The 17,275-nt window shown below is 65.2% G+C and carries 12 protein-coding genes and 1 tRNA gene; 12 read left to right on the forward strand and 1 reads right to left on the reverse strand.

Going from position 1 to position 17,275, the window contains the following annotated elements; genetic code table 11:
• The first annotated feature begins 247 nt into the window (after positions 1-247).
• The 4 genes from EIY87_RS25530 (at position 248) to EIY87_RS25545 (ending at position 8,919) form a co-directional block, all read left to right on the forward strand.
• Positions 248-1,993 (forward strand): type I restriction-modification system subunit M, encoded by a 1,746-nt coding sequence (locus EIY87_RS25530; protein ID WP_125312430.1) that lies wholly within the window; start codon positions 248-250, stop codon positions 1,991-1,993.
• A complete protein-coding gene (locus EIY87_RS25535; protein WP_125312431.1) occupies positions 1,990-3,273 on the forward strand; it encodes a restriction endonuclease subunit S in 1,284 nt (427 codons plus the stop codon). Before EIY87_RS25530 ends, EIY87_RS25535 begins: the two co-directional genes overlap by 4 nt.
• Positions 3,273-6,410 carry a type I restriction endonuclease subunit R gene (locus EIY87_RS25540; RefSeq protein ID WP_125312432.1) on the forward strand — a complete coding sequence of 1,046 codons (3,138 nt, stop codon included), beginning with the start codon at positions 3,273-3,275 and terminating at the stop codon, positions 6,408-6,410. The genes EIY87_RS25535 and EIY87_RS25540 overlap by 1 nt, the downstream gene beginning before the upstream one ends.
• 334 nt (positions 6,411-6,744) lie before the next feature.
• Complete coding sequence (locus tag EIY87_RS25545) at positions 6,745-8,919, forward strand: GmrSD restriction endonuclease domain-containing protein (RefSeq protein WP_125312433.1); 2,175 nt, start codon at positions 6,745-6,747, stop codon at positions 8,917-8,919.
• 106 nt (positions 8,920-9,025) lie between these two features.
• Here EIY87_RS25545 and EIY87_RS25550 read toward each other — a convergent pair.
• Positions 9,026-9,098, reverse strand: a tRNA-Arg gene (locus EIY87_RS25550).
• A 167-nt stretch (positions 9,099-9,265) separates the two neighbouring features.
• Here EIY87_RS25550 and EIY87_RS25555 point away from each other — a divergent pair.
• The 8 genes from EIY87_RS25555 to galT all read left to right on the forward strand — a co-directional run bounded on the left by EIY87_RS25555 (position 9,266) and on the right by galT (position 17,209).
• Positions 9,266-11,284 carry a hypothetical protein gene (locus EIY87_RS25555; protein ID WP_125312434.1) on the forward strand — a complete coding sequence of 673 codons (2,019 nt, stop codon included), beginning with the start codon at positions 9,266-9,268 and terminating at the stop codon, positions 11,282-11,284.
• Positions 11,285-11,330: 46 nt separating this feature from the next.
• Positions 11,331-11,582, forward strand: a complete 252-nt coding sequence (locus tag EIY87_RS25560) for a hypothetical protein (RefSeq protein ID WP_125312435.1) — start codon at positions 11,331-11,333, stop codon at positions 11,580-11,582.
• A 220-nt stretch (positions 11,583-11,802) separates the two neighbouring features.
• Complete coding sequence (locus EIY87_RS25565) at positions 11,803-12,456, forward strand: response regulator (RefSeq protein WP_013230063.1); 654 nt, start codon at positions 11,803-11,805, stop codon at positions 12,454-12,456.
• A complete protein-coding gene (locus tag EIY87_RS25570; RefSeq protein ID WP_125312436.1) occupies positions 12,457-13,065 on the forward strand; it encodes a trimeric intracellular cation channel family protein in 609 nt (202 codons plus the stop codon). It begins immediately after the preceding gene.
• Positions 13,066-13,132: 67 nt separating this feature from the next.
• Complete coding sequence (locus EIY87_RS25575) at positions 13,133-13,825, forward strand: response regulator transcription factor (protein WP_125312437.1); 693 nt, start codon at positions 13,133-13,135, stop codon at positions 13,823-13,825.
• Complete coding sequence (locus EIY87_RS25580) at positions 13,822-15,231, forward strand: sensor histidine kinase (protein WP_125312438.1); 1,410 nt, start codon at positions 13,822-13,824, stop codon at positions 15,229-15,231. Before EIY87_RS25575 ends, EIY87_RS25580 begins: the two co-directional genes overlap by 4 nt.
• 98 nt (positions 15,232-15,329) lie before the next feature.
• Positions 15,330-16,130: a DeoR/GlpR family DNA-binding transcription regulator gene (locus EIY87_RS25585; protein ID WP_125312439.1), complete on the forward strand. Its 801-nt coding sequence runs from the start codon at positions 15,330-15,332 to the stop codon at positions 16,128-16,130.
• Positions 16,127-17,209, forward strand: coding sequence for a galactose-1-phosphate uridylyltransferase (galT, locus tag EIY87_RS25590; RefSeq protein ID WP_125312440.1), 1,083 nt, complete (start codon positions 16,127-16,129; stop codon positions 17,207-17,209). The genes EIY87_RS25585 and galT overlap by 4 nt, the downstream gene beginning before the upstream one ends.
• Positions 17,210-17,275: the final 66 nt, after the last annotated feature.

The raw sequence follows: 17,275 nt of genomic DNA on the forward strand, positions 1-17,275 counted from the left end.
CTATAAGTTACTTTGGGTGACCCTGCGGTATGTCGCCAGCCTCGAGGAAGCTGTTCATGTGTAGTAGTAACATTCCGTCCTTGACCTGCGTAGATGTAACTATGGGCATGCGCAGAGTTGGGATACGCAATGATGTTTGTGTGACGTGCCAGCAGCTGCAGACTGTGCACCGCTTGCCCAGGCGGCGTGCACGGACGCGCGCTGGGCGGCCGACATTCAGCGTCGAGTGAGCCTCGTAAGGAGCCTTGTGAGCACCCTCGGTAGTTTCATCTGGTCGATCGCCGACCAGCTTCGGGGTCCCTACCGCCCTAACCAGTATGGCAACGTGGTCCTTCCGCTCACGATCCTGCGTCGCCTCGATTGCATCCTCGAACCCGACCGGGACATAGTGCGCGAACTGGCGGCGAAGTACGACAACCCGAACCGACTCAGGATCGAGGTCAAGAAGGCGACTGGCCGCTCGTTCTTCAACACCTCGAACTACTCCTTCGCCAACCTCCTCGCTGACGCCGACGGACTGGCTGACAACCTGACCGACTACATCGACCGGTTCTCACCCGATGTCGACGTGTTCGAGTACTTCGACTTCAAGAAGGAGGTCCTCGCTCTGGAGAAGGCAGAGCTCCTGCGCGAGGTCATCATGTCCTTCAAGCGCGTCGACCTACATCCGGACGTCGTCTCCAACGCTGACATGGGTGATGCGTTCGAGTACATCATCCGCAAGTTCAACGAGGCTGCGAACGAGACCTCCGGCGACCACTACACACCGCGGGACGCGATCCGGCTGCTGGTCGATCTGCTCTTCGCTGAGAAGGACGTCGATCTGAGCGAGGCTGGCATCGTCCGCACGCTGTACGACCCCACCGCAGGTACCGGCGGCATGCTCGCCCTGGCAGAGGAGCACCTACTCCTACAGAACCCCGACGCGAAGCTGAGCCTGTACGGCCAGGAATACAACCCGCAGTCGTATGCAATCTGCAAGTCCGACCTGCTAGCCAAGGGCCACGATGCGACCAACATCGCCTTCGGCAACACGCTTACAGATGACGCCTTCAAGGGCCGCCAGTTCGACTTCTGTATGTCCAACCCGCCGTACGGCGTCGACTGGAAGCAGTACGCCAAGGCGGTCACCAACGAGCGCGACGAAGCCGGCCCCTACGGCCGGTTCGCCCCCGGCCTCCCGTCGACCTCGGATGGGCAGATGCTTTTTCTGCTCCACCTGGCCCACAAGATGCGTGCCCCCGAGGACGGCGGCGGGCGGGCTGGCATCGTGATGAACGGCTCGCCGCTCTTCAACGGCGCCGCCGAGTCCGGCCCCTCCAACATCCGCAAGTGGCTGTTGGAGAACGACCTGGTCGATGCCATCGTCGCGTTGCCGACCAACATGTTCTTCAATACCGGCATCGCCACCTACATCTGGATTCTCGACAACACCAAACACCCTGACCGCAAGGACCTGGTTCAGCTCATCGACGGCACCGCGTTCTGGACCAAGATGCGCAAGAGTCTCGGCTCTAAGAATCGTGAGCTCAGCGAGGATGACCGCGCAAAGATCGTGCGTATGTACGCCGACTTCGCCGACGCCGACCCCGACTACTCCAAGCTGCTGCGTAACGACGAGTTTGGCTACTGGACTATCACTGTCGAACGCCCCCTTCTCGACGATGACGGTAACCCCATCGTCGACCGCAAGGGCAAGCCCAAGCCGGACCCCAAGAAGCGTGACACCGAGAACGTCCCGTTCAGCTACGGCGACTCGACCGCTGGTGCGGCTGGTAAGGCCGAGGTGATCCAGGCGTACATCGACGCCGAGGTGACGCCCCATGTCTCTGACGCCTGGATCGACTGGGCTAAGGTCAAAACCGGCTACGAGATCCCCTTCAGCCGCCACTTCCACAAATACGCTCCGCCGCGTCCTCTCGCGGAGATCGACGCCGACCTGGAGAAGCAGATCACCAAGATCCTCGACCTGCTCCATGAGGTGGAGGGATGACCAAAACGGTTCCACTCAGGCGACTCGTTGACGTCATCGATTGCGCTCACGTCACTGCGAAGTTCGTCGACGACGACCGCCGTTTCCCGGTCGCGAGTATCCGAGAGTGCCAAGGTCCGTATGTGGACCTGTCCGATTGCAACTACACGACTCAGGAGTTCTTTGATCACCTGCGAGCGGGAGACCGTGCACCGCGGGTCGGCGACTTGCTTTTCGTTCGCAACGTGTCGGTGGGCCTTGTATCAGAGGTAGCACCAGGTGTCCCTGAGTTCGCTATCGGCCAGGAAACGGTCCTTCTTCGCAGAACCTCGGACGTCGATCCTACATTCCTCCGATACGCACTGGTGGGGGCGGAAGCGGTCCACGCAATCGAGTCGGCGATGATTGGAAGTACGTTTCGCCGCATCAACGTGTCGGCGATTCGCGCTCTCCCCGTCATGCTGCCGTCACCGGAAAAGCAGCGTGCCATCGCTGGCTACCTCGATCGTGAGACCGCGCGCATCGACACGCTCATCGAGGAGCAGCAGCGCCTGATCGGGCTGCTCCGCGAGCGGCGCAACGCTGTCGTCGATCGGGCGCTTTCCCATGGCCTAGAAGCCGAGCTGGTTCAGACGGGCGACCCTTGGCTGCCTGTTCTGCCTGTCGGCTGGCTAGCTGTCGCGACTAAGCGGTTGCTATCCTTCGGTCCTTCGAATGGCATATCGCCAGAGGCCAGCTCAGTCGGCGATCTACGAACGCTGTCGTTGGGTGCGGTCCGGGACGGACGAGTCAGCATGGGACCCAACGTAACGAAGTTCGTCGACCGTGCCTCAGTGCCAAGGTTGAACGACCTTCGGCTGCGAGCCGGTGACGTCCTGCTCGTTCGGGGAAACGGAAATGTGAATCTTGTTGGCCGCGCGGGTCTGGTCGGATCAGAGTTCGATGACAAGGAGTACATCTATCCTGACCTGCTAATCCGCCTTCGGGTTGGTGCCTCGATGCTTCCCGAGTTCTTCGTGTGGGCGTTCAACTCCGCAGCGACTCGTGCGCAGATCGGGACTCGGGCCCGAACAGCTGTCGGCACGTACAAGGTGGCAGCTAGCGATGTCCGGGCGATCGTCTTGCCACTGCCGCCTCTCAGTGAGCAGGCGCGCATCGTCGCCTATCTTGACGAGCAGACTGCGAAGATCGACTCGCTTATCGCCGAGACCGAGCGGTTCATTGAGCTTTCGAGAGAGCGCAGGTCAGCGCTGATCACGGCGGCGGTAACAGGACAGATCGACGTGCGGGAGAGGGTGTGATGGCGGACCACCATGAGGGTGTCTTCGAGACCGAGATCTGCGAGTCCCTGGCCGACCACGGGTGGCTCTATTCGGCCGATGACACCGGGTACGACCGGGAGCGGGCGCTCTTCTCCGAGGACCTGTTCGCCTGGATAGAGGGGACACAGAAGGCGGCGTACGAGAAGGCTTTGAAGGCTGCCGGGTCGCAGGCGAAGTTCCTCGACGTGCTGACCACTGCGCTCGACAAGCCTCTCGAACACGGTGGCGGTACGCTAAACATCTTGCGCAACGGCGTGCAGTATATCGGTGGCGGCCGACTGAAGATGGCGCAGTTCCGCCCCGAGACCAGTCTCAACGCGACCACCAACGAGCAGTTCGCTGCGATGCGGGTGCGGGTGATGCGGCAGGTGCACTTCTCCACTGCTGACCAGCGCAGCGTCGACCTAGCCTTCTTCATCAATGGGCTCCCGGTCGCCACCGTCGAGTTAAAGACTGACTTCACCCAGTCGCTCGATGACGCGATCAACCAGTACCGCAAGAACCGGAACCCACTGACCAACGGGCGGCCGGAGCCGCTGTTGTCGTTCGGGCACCGGGCGCTGGTGCACTTCGCGGTCTCCAACGACCTGGCTGCTATGACCACCAAGTTGGAGGGTGAGAAGACGCATTTCCTGCCGTTCAACGTGGGCCACGACAGTGGCGCGGGGAACCCGCCCGGCGAGGGTGGGCGGTCGGCGACGGCGTACCTGTGGGAGCGCGTCTGGGAAAAGCACGCCTGGCTCAACATTATCGGCAGGCTGATGATTGTGGAGACCAAGGAAGAGTGGGACGTCGCGACTGGGACGTCCGTGCGGCGTACGAGCATGCTCTTCCCCCGGTTCCACCAGTGGGAGGCCGTGACGAAAATCGTGGCCGCGGTGCGTGAGGAGGGGGTGGGTCAGCGCTACCTGATCGAGCACTCGGCAGGGTCGGGGAAGACGAACACCATTGCCTGGACCGCGCACCGGCTGGCACGGCTACACGTGAACGACGAGAAGGTCTTCGACTCGGTGATCGTGGTCGTCGACCGCACTGTGCTCGACGGGCAGCTGCAGGAGGCGATCCGGCAGATCGACGGGTCCGGGAAGATCGTGGCCACGATCAGTCCGGAGGACGTGCGCAAGGCGGGGGCCAAGTCGAAGTCCGGGCTGCTGGCGACCGCATTGAAGAACGGGGAACTGATCATCGCGGTGACGGTGCAGACCTTCCCGTTCGCACTCGACGAGATCCGGGCCGACAAGGGGCTAAAGGGGAAACGATTCGCGGTGATCGCAGACGAGGCGCACTCATCGCAATCCGGGCAGATCTCATCCAAGCTCAAGGCCGTGCTGACCGCTGAGGAGGTCAAGGAGATCGAGGAGGGCGGCTCCGTCGCTGTCGAGTCGGTCCTGGCCTCGGAGATGACCGAGCGGGCTGAGTCGGAGAACATCTCCTACTTCGCGTTCACCGCGACGCCGAAGAACAAGACTCTGGAGCTTTTCGGCCGTAAGGGCCCGGACGGCAAGCCGATCGAGTTCCACCTCTACTCGATGCGGCAGGCGATCGAGGAGGGCTACATCCTCGACGTGCTCAAGGGCTACCAGTCCTACGACACCGCGCTGAAGATCGCCGGCCAGGCGGAGAGCGGCGACGGTGACGTGGTGGTGGACGAGGCCGCGGCGCGTAAGGGGCTGATGCGGTGGGTGAAGCTGCACCCGACCAACATCAGCCAGAAAGTGCAGATTATCGTCGAGCACTTCCACGCCAACGTCGCCCATCTGCTGGAGGGCAAGGCTAAGGCGATGGTCGTGACCGACTCCCGCAAGAGCGCGGTGAAGTACAAGAAGGCGATCGACGCCTACATCGCCAAGCGGGCCGCCAAGGACGCCTCGTACAACTACCGCACCCTGGTCGCCTTCTCCGGCTCGGTGACGATGGCCGAGGACGAGGAGTGGGTTTCGGATTGGGGGCCGCAGCCGAGCAAGGAGGACGAGTTCACCGAAGCCAACATGAACCCCGGCGCCGGCTCGGACTTGGCCGGTGCCTTCAAAGGCGCGACGTACAAGATCATGCTGGTCGCCAACAAGTACCAGACAGGGTTCGATCAGCCACTGCTCTCGGCGATGTACGTCGACAAGAAGCTCTCCGGGGTCACTGCTGTGCAGACGCTCTCGCGGCTCAACCGCACCCATCGCACTGCAGGCGGGGAGCAGAAGCGCAAGACGTTCGTTATCGACTTCGTGAACAAGCCCGAGGAGATCCGGACTGCGTTCGAGCCGTACTTCACCAACGCCACCCTGGAAACAGAGACCGACCCGTACGCCGTCTTCCACCTCTCCAATAAGCTCGCCCAGGCTGGGATCTACGCACCAGAGCACGTGCGCGAGGTCGCCGAACTGTGGGTCACCCGGAAGGGCAACAATGCGCTCTCGGCGGCGATCAGCCCAGCCAAGAACGAGTTCGCTCGCCGCTACGCGGCCGCGATCGAGGCCGACGACAAGGTCACTATCAACACCCTGGACCTGTTCCGCAAGGACGTCTCCACCCTCGTCCGGCTCTACGACTTCATGAGCCAGATCGTCGACTACGGCGATGCCTACATGGAGATGTTATCGATCTTCTTGCGGCTCCTGGAGAAGGTCATCGCAGACTCATCCTGGGCCGCGGAGGTCGATCTGTCCGATGTGGTCCTGGTCGGTGTTAAGCACACCAAGGGGACTGCGGTCGACATCTCGCTGACCGGCGATGGTGAGCTGAAGGGGATCAGCGCCGCGGGCACCGGCACCCGGAAGGAACCGAAGTACGTCGCACTCCAGGTCGTCATCGACAAGATGAATGACCTCTTCGGCGCCGAGTCCTTCACTGGGTCGCAGGTCCGAGAGTTTGTGCAGGGCTTGGTGCAGCGGCTGCTCGCCTACCCGGACTTGATCAACCAGACCAAGGTGAACTCGAAGAAGCAGTTCATGGAGTCGCAGGACTTCCAGGCGGCAGTCATTGAGGCCGTGGTTGAGAACCAGGAGGCCCACAACACCATGGCCGACTACTTCTTCAGCGACGGGCCTGCCATCAGCGCTGTCATCGTGGCCCTCGCGGACGCCTTCTACGAGGCCGCCATCGATCACGGGACGGCCGTGTGAGCAGCTTGGGTTCGGAACGGGATCGTGCGATACAGGTCGAGAGGTACGGCGACTGCAACGTAGCCGTCGCCAGCGAACGAGGCGCGCCGGCTCTTCGCCGGGGAGGAAGGCGTTGATCTGCTCGGCAGAGACGGGCAGGAGAGGCAGCCAGTTCAAGCCACCAAGCATGCCATCTGTGTGCATGATGTCCATGCCGGGCCGTCCGGGTCGAGAACCTGGTTACCGGATTTGATCTGGCAATCTGCGGAGTCGCACGTCACCCGAACAGCGGATGGGTGATGAGCTGTTGATGTGTTATGTCTTGACGCTGACGTAATTGATCGAGGGGTTGTAGATGCCGGACGCGCCGATTCAGGGATTCTCGAAGACCGTCCACCAGCTCTTTTCCGGCGCAAGTTTCCGGGTTGATAACTACCAGCGTGAGTTCACGTGGGAGCGCAAAGACGTCGCGACGCTGGTACTCGATCTGTATAAGAGCTTCTCGTCGTCGCGCAAGACCGGTGATGGCCGGAAGGAGACTGCGACTTATAAGCCGTACTTCCTTGGTCCCTACGTCTACGTTGAAGCGGATGACAACACCGTCCTGGTGGACGGCCAGCAGCGGATGACATCCCTGCACCTGCTGCTAATTCACCTGTACCGACTGCTGGACGAAGCCGAGGAGCGGGTCGATGCCACAAAGGTCGCGAATCTAATCTGGACTGTCAACTACGGCGAGACAACTTTCACCGTCAACGCGTCCGAGCGGAGGGAACTGCTCGAAGCGCTGGTTCATGGGCGTGACTACGACCTGCCTGCTAATCCGAGTCCGTCTGTTCGCAATCTTGCGCAACGAGCGCGGGACCTCGTGGAAGACTTTCCGGAAGATCTTCGCGGGGAAAGCCTGCTCCCGTTTACCGACTGGTTCCTGAATCGGGTTTGCCTGGTCGGCATCAAGGCAGAGAGTGAGCGGCATGGATGGGAAATCTTCGTCACGATGAATGATCGGGGCGTTCGGCTGGCGCCGATTGACCTCCTTAAAGGCCATCTCATCGAGATGGCTCGCTTGGATGCCACAGACCTCAATACGCAATGGCGCGAGATGCTCAGCAACCTGTCAACGCTGGGGGCCCGGGTTCCGGGTGAATTCCTGAGCACGCTGCTGCTCGCGAAGTATGCCGATGTTAACGATCGTTCCGAGCGTGACGAGGTCGACAATGCGGCGCACGAATGGGTGCGGGTCAATTCTGGCAAGATGGGACTGCATACGGCTGAGGATTACCGAAGGTTCTTGAAGGTTACCGTCGCTAAACTGTCCCAGCGTTATCAGTCGCTTGTTTGGGCGACAATGAATTTCACTTCTGAATTGCGGCCGGTTTACTATAACGCGGTCACCGGAATGGAAAAACAGCTGCTGCTGATCATTGCTGCAGTTAAGGCGGAAGACAACGAGTCGATCTTCTGGGAAAAGGCAAATCTGGTCGCGTATTTCTTGGATCTGACGTACATCAGAAAGCTGGTAAACGGCTCCGTTAGTAAGCCGGCTGACCTCGACGAAGATATTTACGAGTTGGTGCCCCTGGCCCGAAAAACGCAGTCTGTGGGCGAGCTGCGCACCTTGCTTTCGAGACGAATCGCAGAACTCGACGACGAGTTCACCGGTATGGTGAAGTTTGGGCTGCAGCCGGATAATTCGCGGCAAGTGAGGTATCTCCTTGCTAGGGTAACAGCCTTCGTGGAGGCCGAATGTGACGGCAGCAATGACTTTCCCGCATATGTGGATCGCGAACACCCCTATGAAATCGAACACATTTGGGCTAATAAGTTCGATCGTCATCAGGTCGAAGTGAAGACGCCGCAAGCGTTCAAGGCGACGCGGAACAGGTTGGGCGGTCTGCTATTGCTGCCGAAGTCTGACAATGCTAGCTATAATGCTGATAGCTACACTGATAAGTTGCCCTATTATTTTCGCCAGAACATGCTGGTCAAGTCGCTAAGCAAACATAGTTACTCAAAGTTTCCCGCTTATCGCAGATTTCTTGACAAGTATAATCTTAGAAAATTCATGAAACACTATGACCAGTTCACAAAAGAATCTATCGAAGAAAGACAGTTGCTCTACATAAAGCTATGTGAGATCATTTGGCGTCCTGAAACGTTGGGTTTCACGGTTCCTAAGACGGTTAGTCCTCAGCGCCGAGTAGCTCGTCGTACCCGTGCCCGGTACGATGTTACGATCGCGGAATTGCTTGCTGCTCGATTGCTTAGGTCGGGCGACAAGCTTGTCGGGCGCAACAAGGGAAATGACTACTCGGCGACGATCGAACGGGATGGCAGGATAAGTGTTCCCTCGGGGGAGTTGTTCCCGAACCCGTCTCGTGCCGCGATGTTCGTTATGGACCGCCAGTCGTGCAATGGATGGACGTTCTGGCGTCTTAACCGCGACGGGCAAAGCACGCTGCATGACCTTCGTGCCAAGCTCCTCGCGTCGGGGAGTCTGGAGCGGTCGGCTCAGCTGCCAATCGGCTGAGCCCGCCATGGTGGGGAGCCAGCCTGGTGGCCGGTTCGACCTCGCTATGCTCCGTATGTGTCGGCTGTTGGAGGTGCCGTGACCGGCGGAGGTCCGTCCGTCAAAGTGCCCCCGGCAGGATTCGAACCTGCGACACCCGCTTTAGGAGAGCGGTGCTCTATCCCCTGAGCTACGAGGGCTTGCATACCCCGGGCAGCCTACCCGACATGCGGTACGAGGTCAGCAAGGCCCGCAGGTGGGTGAACGCCGGGCCGCCGTGAGTCGCTTGGCCGGTCGGGTCGCTGCCCCGCTGCTCCCGGTATGGCTTCCGTCACTACCTTGTCGGTAAGCGACGATGGGATCCGGAGTGCGAACCTACTACGACGAGGACGACTACGAAGGCTACGAAGCGGGGCAGGACCTCCTGGTCCGCCGCTTCAGCACCTGGGCCGCCGGTAGGGGCCGGGAGATCGACCCCTACGCCGTGATCTCTGCGCTCCAGTTCCGGCACACCTCGATCGACGGGCGGCTTGCCTACTGGACCGGCGAGCTGGTCAGGGACTTCCTGCTGACGTACGTACCGCGCACGCTCTCGGCCACCGCAGACGACGCCGTTCTCGTGCCCGAAACGCTGCAGCTCTTCCTCCGCTACCTGCACGAGGCCGGGCTGGAAGATCCCATGAGCGAGGCGCCGGCGGATCTCGAGGGGGCGGTTGCCAAGGCGGCCGCCGAGTTCCCGGCCGCGATGGCCGATGAACGCAACTTCGGTGTCGGCAAGTACTGGGTCATGACCGCCCTCCGGAACGGTGTCGACGCTGAGGACTCGGACGCTATGAACACGTTCCTCGCCGAGGTGCGCGAGGGGAAGCATGCCTACGACGCCCAACTCCTCGCGGAAATCGCCGCCCGGCAGGCGGGCGAGCAGCCCGAACGCGCTCTTCCCCAGCTGCCGGTCTCGCTGCCGCCGGACTCGGAGCTCGAAGCCGCGGCGGAGCGCTCTTCGCTCGTGATCAAGCTCCGAAAGTTCGTCGAGTGGGTGGGTGAGGGCCGGGCGCTGACCGGGACCGGTGCCCTCAAGCTCGCCGACGCCCGTGAGCTCGTGTCGCTGCTGGACACCGGCGACGAATTCGAACGGGACCTTGCCGGCGAGGTCCAGACGGTGCGCACCAGCGCCGATCTGCCCAGCCTCGCCATCCTGTTCGAGCTGGCCAAACGCGCGCGCCTCGTGCGGGTGGTCAAGGGCAAGCTGGTGCGCGTGGCGAAGGCGGCGCCGCTGGTCAAGGACGCGCTCGCCTTGTGGACAGCCGCGTTCGACGCGGTCGCCGAACCGGGTCTGCTGGTGAAGGACAGCGTTGTGGCCCCGGGCTACGCCCTGTTGCTCGACGAGAACCTCGACATCGTGCTGCCGGACGTGCTCAACACGATCTACGGCATGCCGGAGCCGATTCCCGTGGTCCGGATTGCCGAAACTGTGTGGCTGGCCTGTACCGAGGACTACTACCTCGATCTCGAGCCGTCGATGGAGCCGCTCTGGCGGGACGGGCTCGCGGGTCAATTTCGCCGGTTGCTCACGAAGCTGGCCGAGTTCGGCGCTGTCGACCTGACCGTGGGGCCGCCCGACCCGATGTTCAGCATGGATCTGGTGCCGGAGAACCCCGAAATCCCACCGGACGTCCAGGAGCGCCTGCGGGTCGCGCTCGAGGCCCCGTCGGTCGATCTGGTCACCCTCACCCCACTGGCCACCCGGGCCGTCCGGGCCCGGCTGCTGCGGGAAGGCCGGTTCGCGCCCCTGGTGGGCGAGCTTTCCGGCGCAACCGCTGCGGCCGTGCTCGGCGTGGTCGCGGAGCACTACACCGAAGACGCCGCCGCGGCGGAGATCACCGGCTGGCTTGCCGCGCACGGCGGCCGGGATGCAGGACTGCCGTTGCTGCTGGACGCGGTCCGCGAGTGCCCGTTCCGCACGCGGGCGTCCGTCATGCTCGAAATTCTCACCGGTTCCCTTCCTGACGGTGACGCGGTGATGCACGGCCTACGCGCCGACCCGGCCTTGGGACCGATCGCGACACAACTGCTGGTGGAGCGCGGCGAGCTGGCTCCTGAAGGCCTCGATGGGCGCGAGGCCTTGCTCGGGATGGCCGAGCAGTTCCTCGTCCTGCTGGAGACGGCCGGACCGGAAGCGACCGCCGCGACGCTGATCGAGGTGCCCGACGGCGAACGCGCGCACCTGGCGGAAGCGATCCTCGGTTCGGGCCACCCGGATCACGTGGGGCTCGCCGAACTGGCCGAGGTGTTCGAGCAGGTTCGGCCGGTCCGCACCGTGCACCCGCTGGGTGGTTTGAAGCGGTCCGGCGGTGCCAAGGGAAAGAGCAAGAAACGCCGTAGGTGAGCCGGGTTTCCGGTGAGGCACAACCGGTCTCGGTGGCGTGCCCGGCATGGGCACGAAGAGCGAGCGGCGGGCAGCTCGTGAGAAGGTCGCCGCCTACCACGAGGCGCGGCTCGCCGAGTTGGTCGAGAGGGTCGACGAGGTGATCCACCAGTACCACCGCGCCACGCGGAAGCTGTGGACATTCTGCGAGCTGTCCGGTTCGCGCGCCGAGATCACCGCACATGCCATCGAGCTCATGGCTGACGAGGGCGAGACAATCGACTGGTGGGAGCGGGGCGCGTCTCGTCGTCATCGGTGATCCCGGCGGGTGGCCCGACTCTCGTCGTCACCCAGGTGAGTGGTTCTCCTCGCGCCCGAGCCAGCTCGGTACACCCCGCCGGACAGCCCACCGCACCTGACCTGGACGGACCAGTCGGTCACCTGGTCGTGTCTGGTTTCGAACTGCTGAACAACAGTAGGTAACCTTCGTTAACGGGACGCGGGGAGCCGCCTCCTACTGGCTGTTGCGGAGGGCTTCGTTGATCAAGCTCATGTTCGCCGACGACGAGGAACTGGTGCGCTCGGGGTTGCGCGCGATGATGTCCGGGGCCCAGGACATCGAGATCGTGGGCGAAGCCTCCGACGGGAGATCCGCGGTGGAGGTCGCGCGGCGGTACCACCCGGACGTTGCCCTGCTCGACATCAAGATGCGGGCCCCTGACGACGGCATTCGCGCGCTGCGGGCCATCCTCGCCCTGCCCGATCCGCCCACCGTGGCCATGCTGACCACTTTCGACATCGACGAGTACGTCAGCCTCGCGCTGCGGCTCGGGGCCAACGGCTTCCTCCTGAAGGACATCGATCCCGCCGCGCTGCTCCGGGCCGTCCGGGATCTGAGCCGGGGTGGGGCCGTTCTCGATCCGGGGGTGGCCGCTCGGATGGTTCAGTCCCACCGGGACGAACAACGCGCTGCTCAGCCCGCGCGGAAGCTGCTCGCCTCGCTGTCCGAACGGGAGCGTGAGGTCGTCGCGCTCATCGGGCAAGGGCTTTCCAACGCCGAGATCGGGGGGCGGCTCCACCTCTCCGAAGCCACCGTCAAGGGGTACGTCTCCGCCGTGCTCTCGAAGATCGGGGCCGCGAACCGGGTGCAGGCCGCGCTGCTGGCCTACCGCGGTGGGCTGCTCGACCAGTAGATGCTGCTCACGGCGCTTGAGTTCGTCGGGCTCGTCGCCTTCGCCGCGTCCGGGGCGCTCGCCGCCGTGCGGGCGCGGCTCGACGTCTTCGGGGTGGTCGTGGTCGGGCTGACCACCGCGCTCGGGGGTGGGGTCATCCGGGACGTGCTGCTCGGCATCCACCCGCCGACGACGCTGCGGAACTGGCCCTACCTCGCCGTCTGCGCCGGGACCGCGCTCGTCGTCTTCGCCTTCCACCCGCAGGTCGCGCGGTTGCGGCGGGGCGTCCTCCTGGCGGACGCGCTCGGGCTCGGTGTCTTCGCCACCGCCGGGACGACCATCGCGATCGACGCCGGCGCGACCGTTTACGCCGCGTGCCTGATCGGGATGACGACCGGGATCGGGGGCGGCGCCGTGCGCGATCTCCTGCTCCGGGAAATACCGCTCGTCCTGCGGAAGGAGATCTACGCCGTGGCCGCGCTGGCCGGGTCGGTGCTCGTTGCCGTCGGCCACGCTCTGCGACTGCCGGCCGGGCCGGTCACCGTGGTGTCGGCCGCCGTCGTGGTCGCCGTGCGGATGGTCGCGCTCTGGCGGCACTGGAACGCGCCGGTCGCGCGGGCGCCGGAGTGAGCATTCTCTTTGTGTGTTCTGTGTGTGTTCTTAGGCGAGTCTCAGCACGCTGAGTAAAACTATCGCCATGCGCATCCTTGTGGTGGACGACGACCGCGCCGTCCGTGAGTCGCTTCGGCGGTCCCTGGAGTTCAACGGCTACCAGGTCGAGCTGGCCAGCGACGGTGCGCAGGCGCTGGAGGCGATCATCGCCGACCGGCCGGACGCGATGGTCCTCGACGTCATGATGCCGCGGCTGGACGGGCTCGAGGTGGCCCGCCGGCTGCGCAGCACCGGTGATGACCTGCCAATCCTCGTGCTGACCGCGCGCGACACCGTCTCCGACCGGGTGTCCGGCTTGGACGCCGGCGCCGACGACTACCTGCCGAAGCCGTTCGCGCTGGAAGAGCTGCTGGCCCGGCTGCGGGCGCTGCTGCGCCGCGCTTCGCCGGACGCCCAGAACGGGCAGGCCTCGGAGATCCTGTCCTTCGCGGACCTGACGCTGGACCCGGGCACCCGGGAGGTCCGCCGCGGCGGCCGGGAGATCAGCCTGACCCGGACCGAGTTCGCCCTGCTCGAACTGTTCCTGTCCTACCCGAAGCACGTCCTCACGCGTGGCCGGATCCTGGAGGAAGTATGGGGTTACGACTTCCCGACGTCGGGCAACGCGCTGGAGGTCTACGTCGGCTACTTGCGCCGCAAGACGGAAGCCGAGGGGGAGCCGAGGCTGATCCACACGGTGCGGGGGGTGGGGTACGTCCTGAGGGAAACCCCGCCGTGATCGAGCCCGGCGATCCCCGGGGCACGCGCTGGGGGACGCGCCGGTTCTCCCTGCGCGGCCGGGTGACGCTGCTGGCCGCCGCTTGTGTCGCCGGTGCCGTCGCGCTGGTGTCGATCGGCGCGTACATGGTCGTGCGCAGCAACCTCTACCAGCAGCTCGACGACAGCCTGATGGCCCGCGCGCAGGCCGCCGCCGACTCGCCGCAGGTGCAGACCGAGCTGCGGCAGGTGCCCGGCGCGTTCCTCGCCAGCGCCGACCTGCAGATCGGGCAGCTCAGCGCCGCGCCCGACGTCGCGCACGCCGTGATGACGTACCCGCTGTCGAGCTCGGCGCCGCCGTTCGGCCAGGACGAGCTGGCCGTCGCGAACGGCGACTCGGCCGAGTCGATGCGGACGGACTTCCGCACCGACAGCCGCGTCGTCGCGCTGCCGACCGGGCACGGCGAAGCCATCGTGCTCGCGCAGTCGATGGGGCCGACCAAGCGCACGCTGAACGAGCTCGCGCTGGTGCTGTTCCTCATCGGCGGCGCCGGCATCCTGGTCGCGGCCGCGGCGGGCACCGCGGTGGCGCGGACCGGCCTGCGCCCGGTCGAGCGGCTGACGTCGGCCGCCGAGCGCGTCGCCAAGACCGGCGACCTGCGGCCGATCCCGGTCAGCGGCGACGACGAGCTCGCGCGCCTCACCACGAGCTTCAACACCATGCTCGGCACGGTCGCGGACTCGCAGGAACGCCAGCGTCAGCTCGTCGCGGACGCCGGCCACGAGCTGCGGACGCCGCTGACCTCGCTGCGCACCAACCTCGAGCTGCTGCTCGCCGCCAGCAAGCCGGGCGCGCCGCCGCTGCCGGACGCCGACCGGGCCGACATCGTCGCCGACATCAGCGGCCAGCTCGACGAGCTGACGCAGCTCATCGGCGACCTCGTCGAGCTCGCGCGCCAGGACGAGCCGCGTGAGCGCTTCGAGCGCGTCGAGCTGCTGGACGTCGTCGAGCGGGCGCTCGACCGGGCGCGGCGGCGCGCCGGCGAGATCCACTTCGACGTGTCGCTGCAGCCGTGGGTGCTCACCGGCGACAACAGCTCGATCGAGCGCGCGGTGCTGAACCTGCTCGACAACGCGGTGAAGTTCTCGCCGCCGGAGTCGACGGTCTGGGTGCGGCTGTACCCGCTCGGCGACGGCACGGCGGTCGTCGAGGTGGCCGACGCCGGCCCGGGCATCGCCGAAGAGGACCTGCCCAAGGTGTTCGACCGCTTCTACCGCTCGTCGGAGGCGCGGACGTTGCCCGGCTCGGGGCTCGGGCTGGCGATCGTGAAGCACGCGGCCGAGCGGCACGGTGGCGCGGTGTACGCCTCGCGGGCGCCGGAAGGCGGCGCGTTGATGACGATTCGGCTGCCGGGGGCGCCCGGCTGACCTGCGGTTCCGAAGTTCACCCCGATCTACCCAGCAGATCCTGTGTTGAATCGTGTAGGATTTTGTGTGGTTGGGCTAGACGGGGACGGAGTTGAACGGTGCTGGCGCGTCAGCGACAGGCGGTGATCCTGGAAGAGGCACGCCGGACCGGTGCGGTCCGGGTCAGCGACCTCGTGACCAGGCTGGGTGTGTCCGACATGACGGTGCGCCGCGACCTCGACGTGCTCGCCGGGCGCGGGCTGGTCGAGAAGGTCTACGGCGGCGCCACCTCGGTCGTCGGCAAGAGCACCGACGAACCCGGGTTCGAGGCCAAGTCCGTGCGCCAGCGCGCGCAGAAGGAAGCCATCGCCGAACTCGCCGCGACGCTCGTCCGGCCCGGCACCGCGATCGGCATCTCCGCCGGCACCACCACGTGGACGCTGGCGCGGGCGCTCGACGCCATCCCGGGGCTCACCATCGTGACCAACTCGATCCAGGTCGCCGACGTGCTCCGCGGCTCGACGCAGCCCGATCGCACCGTCGTGCTGACCGGCGGGGTGCGGACGCCGTCGGACGCGCTGGTCGGGCCGGTCGCCGTGCACAGCCTGCGGTCGCTGCACCTCGACGTCGTCTTCCTCGGCGTGCACGGGATGGCGGACGGGCCCGGGTTCACGACGCCGAACCTCACCGAGAGCGAGACCGACCGCGCGCTGGTCGAGGCCGGGCGCAAGCTGGTCGTGCTCGCCGACCACACCAAGTGGGGCACCGTCGGGATCTCCACGATCGCCGACCTGGACGAGGCCGACGTCGTCGTCACCGATGACGGGATCCCGGACGAGGCCAAGGAAAGGCTCGCCGAACGGGCGGGAGAACTCATGATCGCCGAGACGGCGGAGACGGACGAGGCCCAAGAAGCGTGAAGCGCACCGTACGACACCTGGCCGACGGCCGGGAGATCATCTACTTCGACCAGCCCGGCGCGCCCGACCGCGTCGCCGAGGACGCCCGCGACCTGCCGCCGGTTTCGGCGACGTCGGAGATCCGGCGCGACCCGCTGACCGGCGAATGGGTCGCGATGGCCGCGCACCGGCAGACGCGGACCTACAAGCCGCCGGCCGACCTGTGCCCGCTGTGCCCGACCAAGCCCGGCAAGCCGAGCGAGATCCCCGAAAGCGACTACGACGTCGTCGTCTTCGAGAACCGCTTCCCGTCCTTCGCCGAGGACGTCGTCGGCGAACCGTCCACTGTGGATGGTTTCGGGCTGGTGCCGGTGGCGCCCGGCCGCGGGCGCTGCGAGGTCGTCTGCTTCACCAGCGACCACGACGGTTCTTTCGCGCGGCTGAGCGCGAAGCAGGTGCGGGCCGTGGTGGACGCCTGGGCCGATCGCACGGCCGCGCTGTCCGAAGTGCCCGGTGTCGAACAGGTCTTCCCGTTCGAGAACCGCGGCGAGGAAATCGGCGTAACGCTTTCGCACCCGCACGGGCAGATCTACGGCTACCCGTTCGTCACGCCGAAGACCGCGCGCATGCTCGACGTCGCCCGCGCCTACCAGGCCGAGCACGGGCGCCCGGTGCTCGGCGACGTGCTGGCCGCCGAACAGAAGTCCGGTGCGCGCGTGGTGGCGTCCGGCGAGCACTGGACGGCGTACGTGCCGCCGGCCGCGCGCTGGCCGGTCGAGGTGCACGTGGTGCCGCACCGGCAGGTCGCGGACATCCCCGCGCTGACCGACGCCGAGCGCGACGACTTCGCCGAGGTCTACCTGGACGTGCTGCGCCGCTGCGACGCGCTGTACGACCGGCCGCTGCCGTACATCGCGGCGTGGCACCAGGCGCCGGTGCGCCAGGACCGCGAACTCGGCTGGCTCCACCTGGAACTGTTCTCCGTGCTGCGCGCGAAGGACAAGCTGAAGTACCTGGCGGGGTCCGAATCGGGCATGGCGGTCTGGATCAACGACGCGACGCCCGAGCAGATCGCGGAACGGCTCCGCGCGGCGGGCTGATCCCGGCCATACTCATCTCCGATGCACAGGTTCGGCTCAGGAACCTCTCAGGACCGTCCCGCAAGG

The organism is Amycolatopsis eburnea, assembly GCF_003937945.1.
Classification (GTDB): Bacteria; Actinomycetota; Actinomycetes; order Mycobacteriales; family Pseudonocardiaceae; genus Amycolatopsis; species Amycolatopsis eburnea.